The organism is Ruegeria sp. CH11, from assembly GCF_056537105.1.
Genome location: NZ_JBQFQX010000003.1, coordinates 232,384 through 253,699, shown reverse-complemented (window position 1 = coordinate 253,699; position 21,316 = coordinate 232,384). Strand labels below are relative to the sequence as shown.

Below are 21,316 nucleotides of genomic sequence, written 5' to 3'. Positions count from 1 at the left end.
ATCATTTGTATATACTGCAAAGCGCCATGCATGAAGCAACGGCGTCTTGTTCACTCAGCCAAAAGAGCCGAAAGCTCTTTCGCGCCTTTCTGCAAAATGCCCAGAAACGACAATAGGCTTTTGACCTCGTGGCGTTGCGTTGGGGCGTGAACCGAAAGTGTACCCACCAGGCGGCGCTGCCCGTCCAGAACAGGAACGGCAAGCGCGGACATCCCGGTCATGAACTCCTCATCATCGGTAGAGTAGTTGCTTTCTGCGATGCGCAGGATTTCTGTACGCAAGGCGTCGGGGTCGATCAAAGAACGCTCGGTCTGAGGTTGCAGGTTGCCTGCCGAAAGGAAACCATCCAGCGTTTTCTGCCGCAATGTGGACAGGTACATTTTGCCACTGGCAGTGCAATGAAACGGCACCTGCGTACCGACGGGCAATTGAATGCGCAAAGGCCATTTCGTCTCGACCCGGTCAAGATAGATCATCCCTTCCCGGTCCGGGATGGCGAGATTGCAGGTCTCGCCCACCTGCTCGGCCACGCTGCGCAAGATTGCAAGACGGGCCGTACGCAGATGCTCGGAGGACATCGTGTTGACCGAAAGCAACCGCAATCGATGTCCGGGACCGTATGAGCGGCCATCCAGATCGCGCTGCAGAAACCCTTCAGCTTCGGCTGTTTGCAACAGGCGGTGAATTGTTGGTTTCGCCAGCCCGAGTGTTTCGATCAGGTCCGATGGTTTAACGGCGACCCCGCGCCGCGCCACCTCCTCAAGGATAAGGAGAAGGCGCAAGTTGGTCGGGATCTGAGTTTCTTTGTCTTGTGTTTCCGTTACGGCCATCCCGCAACAGTCTAGTTATTTGGCAGCAGGATCAAGGCCAGATCGGGCACAAGCGAGATCAAAATCCACACTGATATCAGCGCCGCCAGATAGGGCACCGTGTACCGAAGCAGACGGAAGTAGGGAACGCCCGTCACCCCAGATGCCACGTATAGATTAAGCCCGTAGGGAGGCGTGATGAAGCCAATCGAAGCGCCCACAAGGAAGATCACCGAGAAATGGATCGGATCAATTCCAACCGAAGCCGCAATCGGTGCAAGGATCGGTGCCAGGATAATCGTGACCGGCAGGCTTTCCAGCACCATGCCCGAAAAGAAGACGATCACCATCGAGGTAAACAGAACCGCATGGTAGCCGCCCATCGAGGTCACGAAATCCCCGATGGTTTGCTGCGCACCCAACAAGGACAGGATCTGCTGCATCACCACCGAAATCGCGATCAACGGTGCAAGGATCCCAGTGATCTGGGCCGAGCGGATCACGATCGAGGGGATCTCGGGGATCGTGAAGCCTTCGACGACGAACATCTCGGCAAAGCTCTTTTCGGTTGGCGGTATGTCGTTGCGCGCGCCCATGATCCGGTTGATTGGGTAGCTGACCAACCCTGCGATCACGCAGAAGCCAACGGTCACGCCCGCTGCCTCAGTCGGAGAGAACTTGCCCGTGTAGATGCCCCACAGCACCAGCCCGATTGCGAAGAATCCAAGCCAGGCGCCAAATGCGGTCTTGAGTACCCGGTTCAATTGCAACGGAATAAGGTAGCCCCATCCGTTTATGCGGCAAATGATCCAGCACGCAAACTGCATGCCGAAAACCATGAGCGCACCAGGAAGGATACCCGCCACGAACAGCTCGGAAATCGGCAGATTCATCAGGAAGCCGTAGACGATGAAGATAATCGACGGAGGGATGATGATACCCACCGTTCCGCCCGCCGCCGCAGTAGCCGCGCTGAAACGTTCGTCATAGCCACCCTTGACCATCTCAGGGTGAAGCATCGAGCCAATCGTTGCGGTTGTGGCCGAGTTGGACCCCGAGATCGCCGCGAACAATCCGCAAGCGCCAAGCGATGCCATTGCCAGCCCGCCGCGTATCCAACCAAGACAGGCATAGGCGAAATCGCTGAGCCGCCGCGCGATGCCCGATTTATTGATCAGGTCTCCGGTCAGGATGAACAGCGGCATCGCCAGAAGGGCGAACCCTTTGTTGAAAACGTTCAGCAATTCAGCGCCCATGTTGTCCAGCGTCAGGCCAAGGACAAAGGAACATCCGATGACCCAATAGCCGATGACCAGCAGAACCGGTACGCCCAGCATGAATAGAAAGGTGACCCCAAGCGAGATCAGTGTGACCATGGTTCCGTCTGTCATCAGTCTGCTCCGATCACGGCCTGCTTGATCAGAGGCTCGCCAGTTTTCCAGTTGTGCAAATCATCTGCGAGGTTCTGAAACACCCGTCCGACCATGAGGAAGAAGGATAGCGGCGCGGCCAGAAGGAACCACCACTGCATGATATTGTCGGTCCCCAGAACGATCTGGAAGTTCGATGCCGACAGGGCCACCAGTCGAGTGGTGGTGACGATAACGATGACCGCGAAGATGTACCAAAGCACCGCGTCCAGAAACAGGCACGCAAGTTGCCCACCGCGCGGCATTGAAGTGCGGAATTCGCTAAAGCTCAGATGTGTGCGCAGGCGGACGTTGTACGACGCCCCAAACCACGCCATCACCATAAATAGGAGTGGAGGAATAGTGGTCGACCAAGGCTCTTGATCGTTGAACACAAACCTATCGATCACCCCCCAGAAGATGATGAAGGCAATCGCAAGGTAGGAATAGACCATTACGGCCCGTTCAAAGTGACGTTCGACAAACGGCACTTTCCGGTAAATCCACATGATGAGAAGCCCGCCCAGGGCCGAGACAATTGCGCCCACAACCCATGTTGCGTCGGATTCCAGCGCGGATTGAATCTCGAATGAATCGAAGGTGAGCAACGCACTAAATATCGAGCCGACATCTGCCCAAAATGACATGAACCCCGTCCTCCCAGTCGGTGTTTGGTGGAACCGGCCCACACGGGCCGGTTCGTATTGAGTTTAGGTTAGGCTTCGCCTCTCCACCAACGGCGCGGCTCGACGTTTTCCGCGATTGTGTCTGCGGGGATCTCACGTGCGATGTCGTAGATCTCCTGATAGGTGTCGATGCCGCCTGCCCATTTGTTCAGACGCTCACGCCACTGCGCCCAAGGCTCGGGGTTATAGTTCGGCGCACACATCTCTTCGGCCAGTTTGATCTGATCATCGGCAAGGAATGCCGGTCGCACGCCATTTTCGGCGAAGATCGTGTTCGGCAGTTGCGGGTCCGAGAAGCCAACGGTGTTCAGCAGTGCCGCTTCGTTTGCGCCCTGAATCAGTGCCTGAGTGAAGTATGAGGACTCCATCACGGCATCCTGCAACTCACCGCCCAGACTGTCGAATACCTTGGCCGACATCGAGGTATGCTCGGTCCCGCAGAAGAACTTCAGGTTCACCGACTGCGATACCACCGGCGACATGTTGGCGTAAGCCACAGCCGAGGCCCATGTTTCGGCACCATCGATCAGACCGGTCTTCAGAGCATCAAGTGTTTCTTCCCATGCCACCGGAACAGGATTCAGGTTCAGCAGCTGCATGGCGATTCGGCCAAGCTGCGTACCGGTCACACGGTTCTTGGTGCCAAACAGCTCTTCCAGCTTGGTGACTGTCGGCTTATCGGCAAAGTTCGCGCCCATTTGCAGACCGCGCAGTTCGCAATGCGTAAACAGGAATTTCAGTCCGTGCCGTTTTTCCAGCGGTTCGCGTAGGATGCGCTGGCTCGCAGGACTATAGAAGAAGTGATACTGCGCCGCGCGGCTTGGGAACACATAGGCGTAATCCAGAACGTTCAGATAGGGCGCGCCACCGGCCGAGTTCTGGGTCGAGGCCGCATAGATGTCGACGATTCCCTGCTGAGTCTTCTCGACACAGCTCAGCTGACCGCAGATCTGGTTGTCGCCAATGAATTCGATCCGAATCTCACCGTCTGTACGCTCTTCCAGGTCCCGCGCAAACTCGATCGCGCCCGCGCGCTCGATCAGCAGATTGCGTGTATTAAACCCCGAAGCACCAAATTTCAGTGTGTGCTTCGGCTCTTTCGAAAAGCGCTTTTCGTAGGTTGATTCGGCTGCCTGCGCCAGATTCGCCAGGCTCATCGCGCCGCCAAAGCCGCCAGCCGCCAGCAGCGTCGAGCTCATGCCATAACGCCCGGCCACACGGAAAAAATCCCGCCGTGAAATACCACTTAGTTTCCGTCCGATCTCCATTGCTTACCTCCCTGATCGCAATTATTGAGACGTTTTGTATCAAAAAAGGCTAGTATAATTCTTGCATCTTGCATAGAGTTTTTTTCATCGACGTTGGAAGGAGGCGATCATGGAGGTGGATTATGCGGTTGTTGGCGCGGGATCTTCGGGCTGTGTCATTGCGAATCGGCTAAGTGCTGATCCCAACACATCGGTCGCCCTTCTTGAGGCCGGCGGTCGCGACACGAACCCGTGGATTCACATCCCCGTCGGTTATTTCAAAACGATGCATAACCCATCGGTCGATTGGTGCTATCGGACCGAACCCGATCCCGGCCTGAATGGCCGGTCCATCGACTGGCCACGCGGCAAAGTGCTGGGCGGCTCATCTTCTCTGAACGGGTTGCTTTATGTTCGCGGCCAAAAAGAAGATTACGACCGCTGGCGGCAAATGGGCAACGAAGGCTGGGGCTGGGAAGATGTCCTGCCCCTTTTCAAACGCTGCGAAGATCAGGAACGAGGCGCGGATGAATACCACGGTGTTGGCGGGCCATTGTCGGTGTCCAACATGCGCATTCAGCGCCCTATCTGCGATGCCTGGGTCGCAGCCGCACAAGCGGAAGGCTATCCTTTCAATCCCGATTACAACGGGGCCGAACAAGAGGGCGTCGGCTATTTCCAACTGACCACCCGCAACGGTCGCCGATGCAGCGCGGCGGTGGCCTATCTCAAGCCAATTCGCGATCGCAAGAACCTGAACATCATCACCAAAGCTCTGGTAACGCGCGTAGTTTTGGATGGGAAGAAAGCAACGGGGCTGGTGTACCGCGACAAATCGGGGGTCGAGCAGACCCTGAAGGTACGGCGCGAGATCATCCTGTCAGGTGGTGCGATCAACTCACCCCAGATTCTTATGCTGTCAGGCATCGGAGACCCGGATCACCTCAAGGAAAACGGAATAGAGCCGTTGCACGCCCTTTCGGGTGTCGGAAAGGGACTTCAGGATCATCTACAGGCGCGGTTGGTGTTCAAATGCAATGAACCTACGCTGAATGACGAAGTCCGCAGCCTGTTCAATCAGGCGCGCATCGCGTTGAAATACGCGCTGTTCCGCGCAGGCCCGATGACCATGGCAGCAAGCCTTGCCACAGGCTTCATGAAAACCCGCCCTGATGTCGAGACACCTGATATTCAATTCCATGTCCAGCCCTGGTCTGCCGACAGCCCTGGCGAAGGCGTACATCCGTTTTCCGCCTTTACAATGTCGGTCTGTCAACTTCGCCCGGAAAGCCGGGGCGAGCTTCGCCTGAATGGCCCAGATCCTTCCAAGCACGTCAAGATCGTCCCGAACTACCTGTCCACCGAAACAGATTGTCGAACCATCGTCGATGGCGTGAACATCGCGCGCAAGATTGCCAAACAGAACCCGCTGGCCTCGAAGATATCTGAAGAGTTTCGACCAACCGCTGATTTGAGTAGCGATGACTACGAGGGCACTCTGGATTGGGCCAGATCGAACACCGCTTCGATCTATCATCCCACCGGCACCTGCGCGATGGGGCAATCAGAGGCGTCGGTTGTTGATGCAAAACTGAAGGTTCACGGCATCGCGAACCTGCGGGTCGCCGATTGCTCGATCATGCCGGAAATCGTCAGCGGCAACACCAATGCACCAGCGATCATGATCGGCGAAAAGGCCAGCGACTTGATATTGGCGGACGGCTGACGCGCCTGCGTTTGTTCCTGAAAGCCATCTAGGGATCCTGAAACCTTTGAACCACTGGGGGAATCCAAGCGCACACTATTCTGTTGAGGGCTTTGATCGCAATGTTTGCTGTCGCCTGGCCTGAAGCGTGTCCTCAAGGTGATCAAAAATTGGTACAATAAGCTCGAGCCTCTCAGAAATTTACTTGCCCCAATCTACCTGCAGCGATCCTTAGTATTCGCTTCAATTTTTTGGGCACAAAACCAACGCAATCGCCGCTAAAGTCTGCTTCCCGCCAACCCGAATATCTAAAATGACCGCTTTGAGCTGTCGATGAGCTACCACTTTTCTGCGAAGGGTCGAATGTCGAGTTCGAATGTCCAGGCAGACTTGTCTTGTCGCGCCAACATCAGAGCTGTCTCCGCAATCCGCTCTGGCTTGATAAAGAAGTCGTCGGGTTCATCTGTAGCAAAGTTCGTCCGTGTGTCCTCGGTGTCGATCACACCGTCGATAACGAGATATGCCACATGCACGCCCCTTGGACCGAGTTGCTTGGCCAGCGCATTTGCCAGCGTACGTTGGGCAGACTTTGAAGGTGCAAAAACAGTCGTCCAAACGTTTCCACGCAGCGCAGCGGTTGCACCCGATACAATGATCACCCCGGAACCACGTTCGGCCATCCGAGGCCCTAGGAGTTTTGCGGTGGTAAAAAGACCTAAAGCCCCGACGCGCCAACTCTGCTCGAACTGGAGCTCCGAAACGTCTTCAAGCGTTCCAAATTGTGCGAGGTCTGCATTGTAGATAACGACATCAATTTCGCCAAGATCGCTTTGGACTGCGTTAAGCGTGTTCTTCAAGTTGTCTGGATCTCCGGCGTCGCATCTGTAGGATCGAACTGACGTATCAGTTGAACCCTCGTCACCGAGTGTGGCACCCGAACGACTCAGCAGTGCGAGAGAGTAACCGGCCTGCTTGAAAGTCTCAGCATATGCGGCACCTAAGCCAGGGCCAAAACCGATGATGACGCAAACCTTGCCTTCCATGACTTCTTCTCCTTACAGCTTTCGTCTCTATGCAATCGTAACACATAACTTTTTGGTTCATTCAGTTAGGGGCAGCAAAGTGCGCAAGGCCGGAATTGCAAAGTCTTGTTTGAATGCCGGGTTTGGGCTGAAGCATTCGTTCAGGTCCAGTGTTTCAATCGTCAGCGGCTTTTGGATTGTGACCAGAGCGTCCACCGAGCGGGCAAGCATGCCGGGTTGAAATTCGGCGTTTCTTGGAATGACGAACCTTTCTGGCGTAAGCTTCATCAATGGAACGTCGACTTGCCGCGATCATGGCCACCGATGTGGTTGGCTACTCACGCTTGATGGGCGCAGACGAGATCGGTGTATTGAACGCTCTCAAAGCACTTCGTTCGGAGTTGTTCGATCCGCAAGTCGAGAAACATCATGGCCGTATCGTCAAACTAATGGGTGACGGAACACTCGTGGAATTCGCATCGGTCGTAGATGCAGTGAATTGCGCGACTGATATCCAAGCGAAGCTGGTGAAGCGAAACGATGACCTGCCTCCTGAAGAGCGTCTTGAGCTGAGGATAGGCATAAACCTTGGCGACGTAATGATCGACGGCGATGACCTTTATGGTGACGGTGTCAATGTCGCGGCACGGCTTGAGGAGTTGGCAGAGCCGGGCAGCGTTTGCGTGTCTGAAGTCGTTGCAACTCAAGCTGCCGGTAAGGCAAACGTTGGTTTCGAATACTTGGGTGAAACCCGCTTGAAGAACATTTCTGAGCCGGTGCGAATTTATCATGTGAACCCTCAGAGCCGAGCAATCAGCCGCCGGAGCTGGAATTGGAGCCGCGGCGTTCAGGCGGCAATCGGTGCAGCGCTTCTGATCGTTGCGACATTTGTGGTCTGGCAAGGCATCCATCGCTGGGGTGCCAATGATTCCGTTCCCTTTGCCGAAGCGACGGCTCTGGCTCGACCTACGGGACCAACGATTGCGGTTTTGGCTTTTGAGAATCTGAGTGGTGACCCATCCAAGGAGTACTTGTCCGACGGCATCAGCGAGGATGTGATTATTGAGCTCGGGCGATACCGCGATCTCAACGTGTTGTCGCGACACACCACCTTCTCCTACCGCGGGCAGCACCAGGATGTGCGCAGTATCGGCGAATCCTTGGGCGCCGATTTCGTGCTTGAAGGCACGGTACGGCAAGCGGGCGATCGTCTGCGCGTAACGGCGCGCCTGATTGATACCGATAGCAGAACGCAGGTTTGGTCGGATGCATTCGATGAACAACTTACGACCGCCAATCTCTTCGATGTGCAATCTCGGATCACCGAGCGCGTTGCAGCTGCGATTGGCGACACGCGCGGTGCCATCAGGCGAACAGACGAACGGCGGGCACGGGCGAAACCGCCGGAACGACTGTCGTCGTATGAATGCACCATGTTTTACGACGATCTGTACGATAGACCAGATGTGCAGAAACGGGTCCACGGCTGCATAGAAAGGGTCGTCAAAGAAGAGCCAGACTACTGGCGCGCCTGGGCGCAGCTGGCCGAGGCACTGCGCGTAGACCTAAGCTTTTTCGGGAATCGCTACTCCGGCACCTATGAAGAAAAACTCAACCGGGCATTGGCTGCCGCCAACCAAGCCAAGGAACTGAACCCAAACTCAGCACGTGTCCGACTTATCTTGGGTATTCTTCTGCTCATGAACGGTGATCGCGACGGTTTTTATGCCGAGGCTGAAGACGCTCTCGCGGTCGGTGGTGATCGCAGTGTGGCGGCGGAAATCGGTTACTGGCTGATCTGGACCGGGCGATTTGATCTGGGTGCGGCGCTCCTGAGGCGGGCTATCGACCTCGACCCAGGATCGACCATCAAGGACTGGCACCAAGCGCTCTCGGAACACCACTTTCACAACGGTGAGTACGAACTTGCGCTTGCCGAAGCGCAAAAGGGCGTTCTGCTGGATTATTGGTGGTCGATGCTCCCCGAAATCGCTGCGCTCACCAAACTTGGACGCGCTGATGAACTTGAGCGTGCCCGCAATCGGCTAGAAGCTGCGCGGCCCGGCGTGAAAATCGCCGACATTGTGTGGGTTTATCGCCGTTACCAGCGTCCGGACGCTTTGATAGCACCCTACGTTGAGGCTTTCCGGAAAGCAGGCTTTCCGGAAGGAAAGTACCGAGCACTAGATATGAATGATCTTGGCTAAAACTTTGTCTAACGCGGATGCAGATTGTACTCGCCAACATGGATAACTTTTGGCTCAAAAAATAAGCAGTTCTCTGTCGGAGTTTTTCCGGTGGCAGATTGGATTCACGCCAAGGAATCTGAAATGCAAAGTCGAGCAAGCCCGGTTCGCTGCAACTCGTTAACTAGTGCGAACAATAGCGAAACCGCTCAAATTTACCCGAGATTGTCGGGCATTTTCAGCTTTCGTTAATCAGCAGCGCACTTATCGAAACGCGCAGTCTCATTCGCGGGTTAGTCGCCCAAGGGCTGCGGACCGGTTCTTCCGTGATACGCCGTCAACGACGCTCGAATGCGTCGCAGGTTTTCTTTTGTTTCGTCAGTCATTTCCTGCGCCACGGTCATGGCCAATGCGTCGACGATGGCGAGGTGTGCATATCGCGAGGCTGTGGGTTTGTAGATGTCACTGTCTTCAGGCAACTCTGTAAGAAGGGCAATCTTGGATAGGTCTGACAGCCTTGTATTGGGTTTTGTGATGCTGATTGTGGTTGCGCCATAGCCATTTGCGACTTCGGCGGCACCAACGATTGCATCGGCTTCCCCGCTTGCCGAAACAAGGAAGAGAACGTCGTCGGGACCCAGGGCTGCGGCGCGCATTTGAAGGACATAGCTGTCATTCACGAAGAACGACGGAATTCCGAGGCGGAAAAAGCGATTGGACGCTTCCTGTGCAACAAGCGAAGAACCCCCGCCTATTCCCGAGAACAGTATTTGCCGTCGGTCCAGGCAGGCGTCCCGAGCTTCTTCAAGCTTTTTCGTATCGATCTGGCCGCGCATAACATCCAATGTTGCGAATAAGGCGCCAAGGACATGGTCAATCGCCGTATCGGCGTCAGAACTTTCATTCCCTGTGCTTCTGTATAGATACTGAGCGCTTACAGCGACGTTCTGTGCCAGACGAAGTTTGAAGTCGCGAAACCCCTCACAACCGAGGCTCCGGCAAAAGCGAACGACGGTCGGTTTGCTGACCGAGCAGCGCTGCGCGAGGTCCCCGATGGTCATAGAGCTGATTTCGGTGAGATGGTCCTTCACGTAATCGGCCACTTTTTGTTCCTGAACCGCCAATTTGGTCTGCGAGTCGTGCAGGGCTGGAATTAAATCCACCGCCCCGACACGGCCTTTATGCGGCGGCGCGTTCTCTTCTGTTTCAGGATGAGATCGGGCCGGTAAAGCGGTCATTTTCTTTTGGTCATGCATGAAACTTAGTTACACAATATGGTGGTGGCAGGCAAGAAACTCGCGAATAGGCGTTCCCACAACCGCCGAAATCGAACGCTTAAAGAAACTAAGTTACATTTTTTGTTGATTTAACGCCGGATGTCGCTCTATATGTAACCAAGTTACAGATTCGGATCCTGGGGAGGAATGCGAATGTCGGAGTGGTTCGCCAGCGCCAGCTCAAGGATAAACACAGTCGTCGAAGGCATCGTCGCCGCATTGATGCTTTCGCTTGTGCTGGATGTCTGGCTTGGCGTCATCGACCGGTATTACTTTCACTGGCAGCTCCCATGGCCCGAGGTTCTGGCCCGCTACCTGATGATCTGGGCGGCGTTGCTCGCGGTTTCATCCGGGATCGCACGCAGGGATCACATCGGACTGACAGCTTTCGTCATGATCCTTCCCGTTGGTTTGCGCCGCGCTCTGCTGATCGTAATGGATGTTTTGGCGTTGGCTTTGTTTCTGTATGTTGCCTACTTCGGCATCAGCTTCGCCGAAAGCGGAGCGCCCCGCCAAGCGATGATCTTTGGGGCAAGCCTTGCACCGTTTTACGCAGCCATTCCCGCCGCGGCGGCCTTGTCATCCGTGCAACTGGTCCTCGTCCTGTTCCGAGACTTGGGGTCGCATATTGACGAACCACCCTTTGCCACTGAGGCGGAGGACACGCTGTGATCGTCGCAATCGTATTTGTCGCCCTTATCCTGTTCGGGATGCCAATTGGGTTTGCCATCGGCCTTGCCGGCGTGGTTGGTCTGATTGACATGGGCGGAACGCAGTTCCTGGCGATAGGTCCAAGCAAGATATTCAACGGCCTCAATATCTTTCCCTTTTTGGCCATGCCGTTTTTCATTCTGGCCGGTGAGATCATGAATGACATCGGGATCACCAGTCGCCTTGTGAAACTGGCTCAGGTTCTGGTTGGACGGTTCCGGGGTGGGTTGGCCCATACCAATATGTTGGCCTCGGTGTTCTTCGCTGGGCTGACAGGCTCTGCAACAGCGGATGCTGCGGCCTTTGGTCGAACACTTGTGCCTGCGATGGTTAAAGAGGGTTACAAGCGCGACTATGCCTGCGCGGTCACGGCAGCAGGATCCATCATCGGCCCGACCATCCCGCCATCAGGGCTCATGGTTGTCTATGGGTCGCTGATGGGAGTTTCCATTGCTGGTCTGTTCGCGGCGGGCGTTTTGCCGGGCCTTGTGATCTGTGTCGTCTGCATGGCGGTCATCGCCATCGGCGGCAAGCGTGAGAACCTGCCGAAAGCTTTGCGCGGTGCCACCCCTCGCGAGGTCTGGGACACGTTTGTTTCTTCGCTGACAGCGCTGGCGATGCCCGTGATCATTCTGGGCGGCATTCTGGGTGGCATTGTCACCCCGACCGAGGCGGCGTCCATCGCTGTCGCCTATGCCATGTTCATCGGGATTTTTGTCTATCGGTCGCTGACGTTCAAAGGCTTCTACGCCATGCTTGTCCGTACCGCACGTATCACGGGTGTGATCTTTGTAATTATTGCCTTCGCCGGAATCCTTGGTTGGTGGATGAGCTTTGAACGCATTCCGCAATTGATCGCGGAAACCGTTCTTGGTTTGTCAGATAACCGCTATGCCGTCATCGCGATCATCATCGGATTGCTTCTGATCGTCGGTATGGTGATGGATATCACCGCCATTCTGATCATCCTCGCTCCGGTGCTGGTTCCGCTGACGCAGCAAGTCGGGCTGGAACCCATTCACGCCGGGATCATCTTTGTGCTCGCGCTGAATATCTCGCTGATGACCCCGCCGGTGGGCGCATGCCTGTTTGTTCTGTCTTCCGTGACCGGCGAAAAGCTGGAGCGGATTTCCATCAAATTGTTCCCGTTTCTGATTGCCGAAATCGCAATCCTCTTTGCCTTCGCCTTCTGGGAGGATGCCGCCCTTTGGCTGCCCAGGATGTTGGGCTTTGCTCAGTAAGTTCCCCATGAAAACCAACCAACAGGAGACGTAACATGAAAAAAATTCTGACAGGTGCGGCACTTACCGCGACGATGCTTGCAACCAACGCTCTGGCCGAAGGTGGTGTCATCAAGTTTGGCCATGACAACAAGACCGATCCGTTCGAAAACCCGGCGCATGCATGCACCGCAGTGTTCTCCAATCTGGTGAACTCCGGGACCAACGGCAGCGTCACGGTGGAAGTGTTCGGATCGAACCAATTGGGTTCAGCCGCCGAGCATGTTCAGCAGATGCGGGACGGTATTATCCAAGCGACCCTGACATCAACCGGTGCCCTCGCCAGCTACTACCCGCGCATCGATGTGCTTAACCTGCCATTTGCATTTAACGGTAACGCCTCGACCTATGAAGTCTTTGATGGCGAGTTCGGCGAGGCATTGGCCGCCGATATCGAGGCGGAACTGGGCGACGTAGTGGTTCTGGGCTTCCCGGATACCGGCGGTTTCTTTGCGGTCACCAACTCTCAGCGACCTATTGCGGACTTGAAGGACTTTGACGGCATCCGCATCCGCACGATGACATTGCCTTCGCATCAGAAGATCGTGCAGGCGCTGGGTGCCGAAGCTTATCCCCTGTCATGGGGTGAAGTGTATTCCGGCCTTCAGACCGGCGTGATCGATGGGCAAATGAACCCGGTCCCGATCATCTCTTTCGCCAATTTTGCCGAGGTCCAGCAGTATCTGACGCTGACCAACCACCTGTTCTCGCCCTACACCTTCATGATCAACCGCGCTTTCTTTGAAAGCCTGTCTGAGGCCGAACAGGCCACGATCCGCACCGCCGCCGAAAACTGCGTAACCGCCAGCCGCGGTTTGTCCCGGATCATCGAGGCGTCGGATCGCGGGCTTGCTGGTCTGATGGATCAGATTGAAGTTACCGCGCTGACTGACGAGCAACGCAGCGCAATGGCAGCCGCAACGCAGCCGGCGTTTGAAGCGCATGTTCAGGAAAACCTTGACGCGAAGTCGGCCGAGTTGCTGTCAAGCTTCAAAGCCGCCGTTGAGAACGCCAACAACGCGTCCTACCTCGACTGATCCTCCCTGACTGCCGGAACCAACCGGCAGCACATCTTGTCGGAGACCAATTGATTGGCCTCCGACCCAAACACCGAAATGGATGGAACATGCGGGTCTTCTGTGCGTCCCTTGCGACCGAAACAAATACGTTTTCCCCCCTGCGCACGGATTTTTCCGATTTTGAGCAGAGCTTTTACGCCCCTCCCGGCGAACACCCAGCAACCCCGACGCTGTGCAGCGCCGTGTTTCCGGCACTAAGGAAAAGAGCACAATCAGATGAGTTGGAACTGATCGAAGGAACTGCCACCTGGGCCGAACCCGGCGGATTGCTAAACCGCGAAACTTGGGTACGCCTGAAGCACGAGGTTCTGGATCAGGTATCCGCTGCGCTACCTTTGGACGGTGTTGTTCTGGGTCTGCACGGCGCGATGATTGCTGAAGGCTGCGTGGATTGCGAAGGGGAACTGATCGAAGCTATTCGCGCGATTGTCGGGCCTGGTACGGTTATCGGGGCAAGCTTTGATCCGCACAGTCACCTTAGTCAAAGACGCGTGGCCAATGCCGATGTGATTACCGTGTTCAAGGAATTCCCGCACACAGATTTTGTCGACGCCGGAGAGGCCTGTGTCGATCTCACCCTGCGCACCATCAACCGGGAAATCCGCCCGGTTACCTCTGTTTTTGACGTGCGCATGTTGGATGTTTTGCCAACAAGCCATGAACCGATGCGCGGGTTTGTCGATCGCTTAAAGCAGATGGAGGCAGATGGCGAAGTCCTTTCGGTGTCGGTCATTCATGGGTTTATGGCCGGAGATTCCCCAGATCTTGGCGCCAAGATTGTCGTGCTGACCGACAATGACAAGAACAAGGCGGATCGCATTGCCCAACGGCTTGGGGCCGAACTGTTTTCCTTCCGGGGGCAAACAAAACCGGACTATCTGTCCCCTGTCGAGGCCTTGAGGAAAGCGCAGAACGTCGCGCATGGGCCTGTGGTCGTGGCTGATGTCTGGGATAATCCCGGAGGCGGCGTCGCAGGGGATTCAACGCTAATCCTTGAGGAAGCCATCGCACAAAATCTCAAATCAGTGGCATTCGGCACGATTTGGGATCCGATGGCGGTTCGCCTGTGCCACGCAGCCGGAGAGGGTGCGGAGTTCGACCTGCGATTTGGGGGCAAAACTTCGGCTCTTGCTGGAAACCCTATTGACGCCACGGTTACGGTTGTCCGCAACCAACGCAACGCGGTTCAGAGTTTTGGGGCGTCGGTCGTACCGTTGGGAGATTGCTCGGTCATTCGTCTGGGCGGGATCGAGGTCGTTCTGAACACAAATCGAAGTCAGGCCTTCTCGCCGGACCTGTTCACAAATCTTGGCATCGATATCAGTGAAAAAAGAATCCTGGTCGTCAAGTCGACAAACCATTTCCATGGTGCCTTCGCCGACGTCGCTGCCGAGATCGTCTATGCGGCCGTCGAAGGTCCTTATCCGAACGACCCGACCAAAACTCTTTACAAGAACCTGACACGTCCGATTTGGCCCATAGTCAAAAACCCTCACGAGGAGGTTGTGGAATGATCTTTCCTGATATCGACACGCCAGCTGTCCTGGTCGATCTGGACATTGCCGAAGCGAATATCGACCGTTTTCAAGAGCATTGTGCAAAGCACGGGCTGGCCGTCAGGCCGCACATCAAAACCCACAAGCTCCCTATACTGGCGCAGCGACAGTTGGCGGCCGGCGCTATTGGCATAACCTGCCAGAAAGTGAGCGAGGCCGAGGCAATGATTGCCGAGGGCGGCATCGATGACGTGCTGATCACTTTCAACATCCTCGGCGACGCCAAGTTGGCGCGGTTGCGCGCTCTCTCGGAACAGGTGAACCTGTCTGTCGTCGCAGACAACACCGAAACTGTTGACGGGTTGTCGAGGTGCTTTGCCGACGCGCCAAATCCGCTGGGCGTACTGGTCGAATGTGATACCGGTGCGGCGCGGTGTGGCGTAACAACGCCCGAGCAGGCGCGAGATCTCGCTTGCTACATCGACGGCAAACCGGGTGTCACTTTCCTTGGTCTCATGACATATCCGCCTGTGGGCCAAGAGGCGGCGGTTCAGGACTGGCTCGCACGCGCCAAACGCGAGATCGAAGAGGCCGGGCTTCCGGTGCGCGTCGTGTCCCATGGCGGTTCACCTGGTATGTGGCAGGCCCAGGACGTTCCGATTGCCACAGAGTATCGGATCGGCACCTACATCTACAACGACCGATCCTTGCAGGCGCGGGGCGTCTGCACCTGGGAGGACTGCGCGCTAAGTGTGCTTGCCACAGTGATTTCGGTACCGGCAGAAAATCGCGCTGTTATTGACGCCGGATCAAAGGTTCTGACCTCGGACCTGCTGGGGCTGGAAGGCCACGGGCACGTGATAGGGCGTCCGGACATTCTGGTTCAGGGCTTGTCCGAGGAACATGGTGTGCTGATGGCTGACACCATCGATCTGGAGGTCGGAGAGCGCATCCGCATCATTCCCAACCACGTGTGTGTCGTAAGCAATATGGTGGACCAGATCGAAACCATTCGCGGGGATCGTTCGCTTGGACCAGTTCCCGTCGCTGCACGGGGTAAGGTTCAATAGCGGGCCAAACATCCCTCATAACAACAGCGGGCGACAGATATCAAACAGGCCCAATCTGGCTAACTTCAAAGGATTGGATTGGCCCCCGCAAACCCGGCTCATCACGAGAATCTAACAGAAGGAAATCAGGTCAATGACTGAGAAAAAGATCGTTCGCTTAGGCGATGACAGGACGGGAGCAGGGGGCCAGCCGCTTCCCTTTGCGCCTGCTGTAAGAGCTGGTGATTTTGTATTCATTTCCGGACAGGTGGCAATGAAAGAAAACGGAGAGATAGAAGCGGGCGGCATCGAGGCGCAAACGCGAAAAACGATGGAAAACCTGATTGCCGCTTTGGCACTGGCGGATTGCACCTTGGATGATATCGCCAAAGTCGGTGTCTGGTTGGACGACCCCCGCGATTTCTGGACGTTCAATCGGGTCTACGCGAGTTATTTTCCCAATGGTGGCCCGGCGCGCTCGACAGTCAGGTCGCAAATCATGGTTGATGCTAAGGTCGAGATCGACGCGGTCGTATACAAACCGCTCAGCTAAGTCCCGCGTGCTGGAACTGGAAGTAATGTGCTGGCGTTCTTCGCCAGCTATCCCTCTGCGGATTCAATCTTCCACGCTTCAAGTAATCGGGGCAGAGCTATGTCCCAGTCCATGACACCTGTTTTTGCAGCCCAATTGTCGTATTGGCCGATCAGGTCAGCCTCCAGATCAGAGTTTCGTCCTCTCAAATTTCTCAGCTCGGTACGATCCGCTTCGATGTCATAGAGCTCCCAATCTTGCCCGTGCTGCCTGACCAGTTTGAACTTGCCAAGCCGGATGGCCGCGTTGCCCTCATGCTCGAAAAAGATCGGTTCCTCACGCGACCAAACCTTGCCGCGAAACAATTCCATCAATGACTGTCCTTGCATGGGCTGGATTTCGTGGCCACCAACCTCGCTCTGATACTGGCTTTCCGTTGCCTCCAGGATCGTCGGCAGAATATCGACAACGTGGCAAGCCGCATGAGCATTGGCGCCGGGTGCAAATCCATTGGGCCAATGCGCGATGAGCGGGGTCGAAATGCCACCCTCGTGGACGTAGTGTTTGAACAACCGAAACGGTGCATTCGACACATTTGCCCAGGGTTTGTCGTAGCTCTGATAGGTTAGCGCATCGCCCGGCATCACGTCCGGGCGGTTTCCCATTTTGATGTGACGGCCATCATTCGTGGTATCGGGAAAGAACTTTGCCCAGCCGTCCTCGGCCATGAATTCAGCGCATCCGCCATTGTCGGACAGAAACATGATCAGCGTGTTTTCGAAATGCCCCATGCGCTTCAGCTCAGATAGGAGCCTGCCGATAGATTGATCCATCCGGTCCACCATGGCAGCGTAGGTCGCCATCTTGCGCGCTTCCCAATCTGTGTTCTTCTCTGCCTGCCATGGACGAACACCGGTATCGCGAGGAGAGATATCCCAGTTTGTCTGGAACAAATTCATTGCGTTCATTGTTTCATGCCGCGCCGTTCGGATCGCATCCCAGCCCGATGCGTATACGCCGTCATAGCGCGCAATGTCCTCGGGGTGGGCATGCAGCGGCCAATGCGGCGCCGTATGCGCAAGATACAGGAAAAAGGGCTGATCGTCGGGGGTTTCCTCGATCATTCCAATGGCTTTGTCGGTGATGGCATCCGTGAAGTAGAAGTCGTTCGGAAACGTCATGACGCGGCTGTCATCTTCGAGCATGTAATGCGGTGAAAAGAAGTGGGTGACGCCGTCGACAATACCGTAAAAGCGATCAAACCCGCGCTGCCGCGGTGTTGGATGTTCAACGTCACCAACGCGCCAACTGTCAACCTCGCGGGCCATGAAGTCCCCTGCAACATGCCATTTACCGGACATCAGGGTTCGATAGCCGTTTGCCCTAAGGTGCTCGGCGATGGTGGCGCTATCGTTGCGCAAGAAGCCCTGATAGGCAGCGGTACCCAGATGCGCCCCCATGTGACCGACGCCTGCGTTGTGCGGGTACAACCCGGTCAACAAAGATGCCCGCGTCGGACAGCACCGGGCGCAGTTATACATTGCTGAAAGCAGAACACCGCCTCGCGCAAGAGCATCGATGTTCGGCGTTTGGATTTCTGATCCGGTTGCGCCCAAATCTGCAAAGCCCAGATCATCGGCTAGGATCAAAATAACGTTCGGTCTCAACCCTGTCCGCATTCATGTGACTCCATCGCTTTTGTTGATCAGCGTAGCTCACAATCTGCTGCGTTCTTGTCTTTTAGCGACGCCACCCTGACTTGGTGGTCAGGCGTCTTCAAGGTCGAACACCGGGTCCAGAACAAGAACTAGGCGTGTCTCTCCCGACCCTTCGATGGGTGGCGAGCGATGCAAAAACCCGGCGGTCGGTGTCTCGGGCCAGAGCGTTCCGCGCATTGCCATCGGAGATCCTGTTGCCACGGTGAACACATCATGCGGCTCGGTGCCATCTGTCGCGTTTCCGTATTGCGTGCCTGTTCCCCGATAGGTGCAGATCAGCCGGGCCATGATCGCATCGATGTGGAACTTGCGGCAGGCATTTGTGTTGACGACGCCAAGGCGCAACTGCAGGTAAGGCGCGCGCATGATCTCGGAAAATCGCATCGACAATCCGGCAATGTCGCCTAGCAGCCAGGTCCGCTCGGGGCAGTCGTCCATCCTGGCGGCATTGCACAAATGTCGAACGGTTTCTCCAATCGCACCCGCACGCAAGACCGTGCGGGTTGCCGGTAGCTGATCGGGGCGCAACGCATCGATCCAGTTCTGAAATCCGTTTGGCGGTTGTCTGCGCCAGATCGTGGCGGCGCAGCCCGGGTTGCGGATTGCCGCTAATTCGCCGGGCTTTTTCGCAATCTCAACACCGATTGTAGCCTTCTCGATCTCGGTGTGCATCAAGGTCATGCCGCTTCCCCCTCGCGCCGCCAGCCTGGGAACGGGTCGGGAAGGTCCAGCGGCAACACGTCCGGGCCCGCTGCAACGTGTTCAGGCACCAGACACGTATCCAGACGTTCTTTCAGTTCCGGCCAGTCGATACCCGAGCCGATGAAGACGATTTCTTGGCGGCGGTCGCCCCAGGGCTCGGCCCAATGGGCCTGCATATAGGCCCGTGCGCTTTCATGATCCGGCCAGCGATCCTTGGGAACCGAGGCCCACCATGTACCCAGCGGCTTGACCGAAGACAGCGCGCCTGCCATCGAAAATTCCGCCACCCAGTTCGGTCGCGTGGCCAGCCAGAAATGTCCCTTTGCGCGGATGACACCGGGCAGATCTCCGTTCAGCACTTTCAGAATTTTTTCAGGCTCAAATGGCTGTCGCGCGCGATAAACAAAACTGGTGACGCCGTATTCGTCGGTCTCAGGTACGTGATCGGCAAAACCATAGAGTTCCTTGGCCCACATCGGATGCTCATGTGCCTTTTCGAAATCAAACAAACCTGTATCGAGGATTGCTTCAACGGCGACGTCAGAATGATTGGTCTCGATGATGCGGGCATCCGCGTTCAGGCTGCGGATGATCTTGCGGGCGGCGTCGGTTCGTTCGGGCCCTGCATCTGCGACTTTGTTGAGGATCACGACATCCGCAAATTCGATCTGTTCCACCAGCAGGTTAACCAGCGTGCGGTCGTCTTCTTCGCCCAGTGTTTCGCCCCGGTCCCTGAGGAAGTCGTGGCTGGAATAGTCCTGCAGCAAGTTCACCGCATCAACAACGGTCACCATGGTATCCAGCCGCGACACATCTGACAGGCTTTCCCCCAAATCGTCGCGGAAATCGAAGGTGGCAGCAACGGGTAGCGGTTCGGAAATGCCGGTGGACTCGATCAGCAGATAGTCAAATCGGCCATCCTCGGCCAGGCGACGAACCTCCTGCAGCAGGTCATCACGTAGAGTACAGCAGATACACCCGTTCGACATCTCGACCAGAGTTTCGTCCGTGCGCGACAGTTCGGTATCGGCGCGCACAAGGTCCGCGTCGATGTTGACTTCGGACATGTCGTTGACGATGACGGCCACGCGGCGCCCCTCGCGGTTGTTCAGGACGCGGTTGAGCAATGTGGTTTTGCCAGCGCCGAGAAATCCGGAAAGGACGGTAACGGGAAGTCGGGTATCAGTCATTGCCTTGCAACTCCGTAGAATTTTGGGTGTTGGTGGGGTGTGTTTCTCGCAGCAGATCAAGGCTGCTCTGTATTTCCGACCGGTCCAGATTGCGGCCGATCAATACGATACGGGTGCGCCTGTCTTCGCCGGTCCAGTTCTTCAGCGGAACGGGCGGGTCGAATATGTGCTGCACGCCGTGAAAGGCAAAAGGCGTATCGATCCCTTCGAGAAACAGAATACCTTTTACGCGCAGAATATCGCGGCCTTTGTAGGCAATCAGTGTGTCAAACCACTTGTCGAACACTGCATCACCCAATGCGTCTTCCAGCACGATCGAAATCGACGTTATGTCGGTGTCGTGACAGCGAAACTCAGAGGTTGTTACGGGGTTTGCGGCTTTGCCCGGCAGTATCCCTGACAGATTGCTGAAAGGGTCATCAGTTGGTTTGGGCGTTGTCCACGATAGGGCATCCTGTTGCTCGGCATTATCCCGCATGCCCGTCAGGTTCCACATCCGGTTTGCGGCAAAATCGGAACCCAGCTTGCCAATGATGTAAGCGGTCGGATTCAGCCCGCGCAACCGGTGGGCAATGGTCTGCGTCGCGGCGCGCGGAACAAGGTCTGTCTTGCTCAGCAAGATCAGATCGGCCATCGCGACCTGCGATACCGCTTCAAACTGGGCATCCAAAGTGGCAGGTCCGTTCACGGCATCAACAACCGTAACGATACCATCCATGCGTGTGTTGCGGGCCAGGTACGGATCCACCAGCAGTGTCTGTAGGATCGGCCCGGGATCGGCCAATCCGGTGGTTTCGATCACCACGCGGTCAAACGTCAGCAGCCCTTCGTCGCGGCGTGCAAGCAATTTGACGAAGGTGTCCGACAAGTCGCCCCTGATCGAGCAGCACAGGCAGCCCGAAGACATCAGCATGACGTCACCATCCACTGACTCGATCAGATCATGGTCCAGCCCGGCCTCGCCAAACTCGTTCACGATGACGGCGACCGGCCCCGACGAGGGATCGGAAAGCACCTGATTGAGCAGCGTTGTCTTCCCAGCGCCCAGGAACCCGGTAAGCAGCGTCACCGGGATGCGCGGGTCCTCAGAAGGGTCCGGCTGGGAATTCGAGGCATGAGACATGAACATTGCAAGCCTTATAATGTAATAACATTACATAAATAAGGTAAATTGACTGGGCTGTCCAGATCGGTTCAGGCGGGGTCAGAAATGATCAG

General features: G+C 56.1%; 19 protein-coding genes. 8 read left to right on the top strand and 11 right to left on the bottom strand.

Annotated features, from left to right (window positions below; translation table 11 throughout):
* Positions 1 to 50: 50 nt before the first annotated feature.
* The 4 genes from ACR0LX_RS07115 to ACR0LX_RS07100 form a co-directional block, all read right to left on the bottom strand.
* Positions 51 to 830 (bottom strand): IclR family transcriptional regulator, encoded by a 780-nt coding sequence (locus tag ACR0LX_RS07115; RefSeq protein ID WP_480783115.1) that lies wholly within the window; start codon positions 828 to 830, stop codon positions 51 to 53.
* An 11-nt stretch (positions 831 to 841) separates the two neighbouring features.
* Positions 842 to 2,200 carry a TRAP transporter large permease gene (locus ACR0LX_RS07110; protein WP_480577672.1) on the bottom strand — a complete coding sequence of 453 codons (1,359 nt, stop codon included), beginning with the start codon at positions 2,198 to 2,200 and terminating at the stop codon, positions 842 to 844.
* Positions 2,200 to 2,865, bottom strand: a complete 666-nt coding sequence (locus tag ACR0LX_RS07105; protein WP_480577669.1) for a TRAP transporter small permease — start codon at positions 2,863 to 2,865, stop codon at positions 2,200 to 2,202. The genes ACR0LX_RS07110 and ACR0LX_RS07105 overlap by 1 nt, the downstream gene beginning before the upstream one ends.
* Positions 2,866 to 2,933: 68 nt before the next feature.
* On the bottom strand, positions 2,934 to 4,172 hold the full coding sequence (locus ACR0LX_RS07100) for a TRAP transporter substrate-binding protein (protein ID WP_480783114.1): 1,239 nt from the start codon (positions 4,170 to 4,172) through the stop codon (positions 2,934 to 2,936).
* A 109-nt stretch (positions 4,173 to 4,281) separates the two neighbouring features.
* Between ACR0LX_RS07100 and ACR0LX_RS07095 the strand changes: the two genes are divergently transcribed.
* The gene (locus tag ACR0LX_RS07095; RefSeq protein WP_480783113.1) at positions 4,282 to 5,877 is read left to right on the top strand and encodes a GMC family oxidoreductase; all 1,596 of its coding nucleotides are present in this window, start codon (positions 4,282 to 4,284) and stop codon (positions 5,875 to 5,877) included.
* 317 nt (positions 5,878 to 6,194) lie between these two features.
* Here ACR0LX_RS07095 and ACR0LX_RS07090 read toward each other — a convergent pair whose 3' ends face one another.
* Both ACR0LX_RS07090 and ACR0LX_RS07085 read right to left on the bottom strand, forming a co-directional pair.
* Positions 6,195 to 6,899: an SDR family NAD(P)-dependent oxidoreductase gene (locus tag ACR0LX_RS07090; protein WP_480783112.1), complete on the bottom strand. Its 705-nt coding sequence runs from the start codon at positions 6,897 to 6,899 to the stop codon at positions 6,195 to 6,197.
* A 57-nt stretch (positions 6,900 to 6,956) separates the two neighbouring features.
* On the bottom strand, positions 6,957 to 7,166 hold the full coding sequence (locus ACR0LX_RS07085) for a hypothetical protein (protein WP_480783111.1): 210 nt from the start codon (positions 7,164 to 7,166) through the stop codon (positions 6,957 to 6,959).
* 2 nt (positions 7,167 to 7,168) lie between these two features.
* Between ACR0LX_RS07085 and ACR0LX_RS07080 the strand changes: the two genes are divergently transcribed.
* Positions 7,169 to 9,085, top strand: a complete 1,917-nt coding sequence (locus ACR0LX_RS07080; RefSeq protein ID WP_480783110.1) for an adenylate/guanylate cyclase domain-containing protein — start codon at positions 7,169 to 7,171, stop codon at positions 9,083 to 9,085.
* A gap of 272 nt (positions 9,086 to 9,357) precedes the next feature.
* Here the strand turns inward: ACR0LX_RS07080 and ACR0LX_RS07075 are convergent, their stop codons facing one another.
* Positions 9,358 to 10,320 carry a MurR/RpiR family transcriptional regulator gene (locus ACR0LX_RS07075; RefSeq protein WP_480783109.1) on the bottom strand — a complete coding sequence of 321 codons (963 nt, stop codon included), beginning with the start codon at positions 10,318 to 10,320 and terminating at the stop codon, positions 9,358 to 9,360.
* A 174-nt stretch (positions 10,321 to 10,494) separates the two neighbouring features.
* On the opposite strand from ACR0LX_RS07075, the gene ACR0LX_RS07070 reads away from it, so the two are divergent.
* The 6 genes from ACR0LX_RS07070 (at position 10,495) to ACR0LX_RS07045 (ending at position 16,509) form a co-directional block, all read left to right on the top strand.
* Positions 10,495 to 11,013 (top strand): TRAP transporter small permease, encoded by a 519-nt coding sequence (locus tag ACR0LX_RS07070; RefSeq protein WP_480783108.1) that lies wholly within the window; start codon positions 10,495 to 10,497, stop codon positions 11,011 to 11,013.
* Positions 11,010 to 12,293 carry a TRAP transporter large permease gene (locus ACR0LX_RS07065; RefSeq protein ID WP_480574416.1) on the top strand — a complete coding sequence of 428 codons (1,284 nt, stop codon included), beginning with the start codon at positions 11,010 to 11,012 and terminating at the stop codon, positions 12,291 to 12,293. Before ACR0LX_RS07070 ends, ACR0LX_RS07065 begins: the two co-directional genes overlap by 4 nt.
* A 35-nt stretch (positions 12,294 to 12,328) precedes the next feature.
* A complete protein-coding gene (locus tag ACR0LX_RS07060; protein ID WP_480574419.1) occupies positions 12,329 to 13,369 on the top strand; it encodes a TRAP transporter substrate-binding protein in 1,041 nt (346 codons plus the stop codon).
* Positions 13,370 to 13,458: 89 nt separating this feature from the next.
* Entirely contained in the window at positions 13,459 to 14,925 is a 1,467-nt protein-coding gene (locus tag ACR0LX_RS07055) for a M81 family metallopeptidase (RefSeq protein WP_480783107.1), read from the top strand.
* Entirely contained in the window at positions 14,922 to 15,977 is a 1,056-nt protein-coding gene (locus ACR0LX_RS07050; protein WP_480783106.1) for a D-TA family PLP-dependent enzyme, read from the top strand. The genes ACR0LX_RS07055 and ACR0LX_RS07050 overlap by 4 nt, the downstream gene beginning before the upstream one ends.
* A gap of 133 nt (positions 15,978 to 16,110) precedes the next feature.
* Positions 16,111 to 16,509: a RidA family protein gene (locus ACR0LX_RS07045; RefSeq protein ID WP_480783105.1), complete on the top strand. Its 399-nt coding sequence runs from the start codon at positions 16,111 to 16,113 to the stop codon at positions 16,507 to 16,509.
* A 47-nt stretch (positions 16,510 to 16,556) separates the two neighbouring features.
* On the opposite strand, the gene ACR0LX_RS07040 is transcribed toward ACR0LX_RS07045, so the two are convergent.
* The 4 genes from ACR0LX_RS07040 to ACR0LX_RS07025 form a co-directional block, all read right to left on the bottom strand.
* A complete protein-coding gene (locus tag ACR0LX_RS07040; protein WP_480783104.1) occupies positions 16,557 to 18,167 on the bottom strand; it encodes an arylsulfatase in 1,611 nt (536 codons plus the stop codon).
* 87 nt (positions 18,168 to 18,254) lie between these two features.
* Positions 18,255 to 18,887, bottom strand: coding sequence for a DUF1826 domain-containing protein (locus ACR0LX_RS07035; RefSeq protein ID WP_480783103.1), 633 nt, complete (start codon positions 18,885 to 18,887; stop codon positions 18,255 to 18,257).
* Entirely contained in the window at positions 18,884 to 20,098 is a 1,215-nt protein-coding gene (locus ACR0LX_RS07030; protein ID WP_480783102.1) for a GTP-binding protein, read from the bottom strand. The genes ACR0LX_RS07035 and ACR0LX_RS07030 overlap by 4 nt, the downstream gene beginning before the upstream one ends.
* Entirely contained in the window at positions 20,091 to 21,227 is a 1,137-nt protein-coding gene (locus tag ACR0LX_RS07025) for a CobW family GTP-binding protein (protein WP_480783101.1), read from the bottom strand. Before ACR0LX_RS07025 ends, ACR0LX_RS07030 begins: the two co-directional genes overlap by 8 nt.
* Between the last annotated feature and the right edge of the window lie 89 nt (positions 21,228 to 21,316).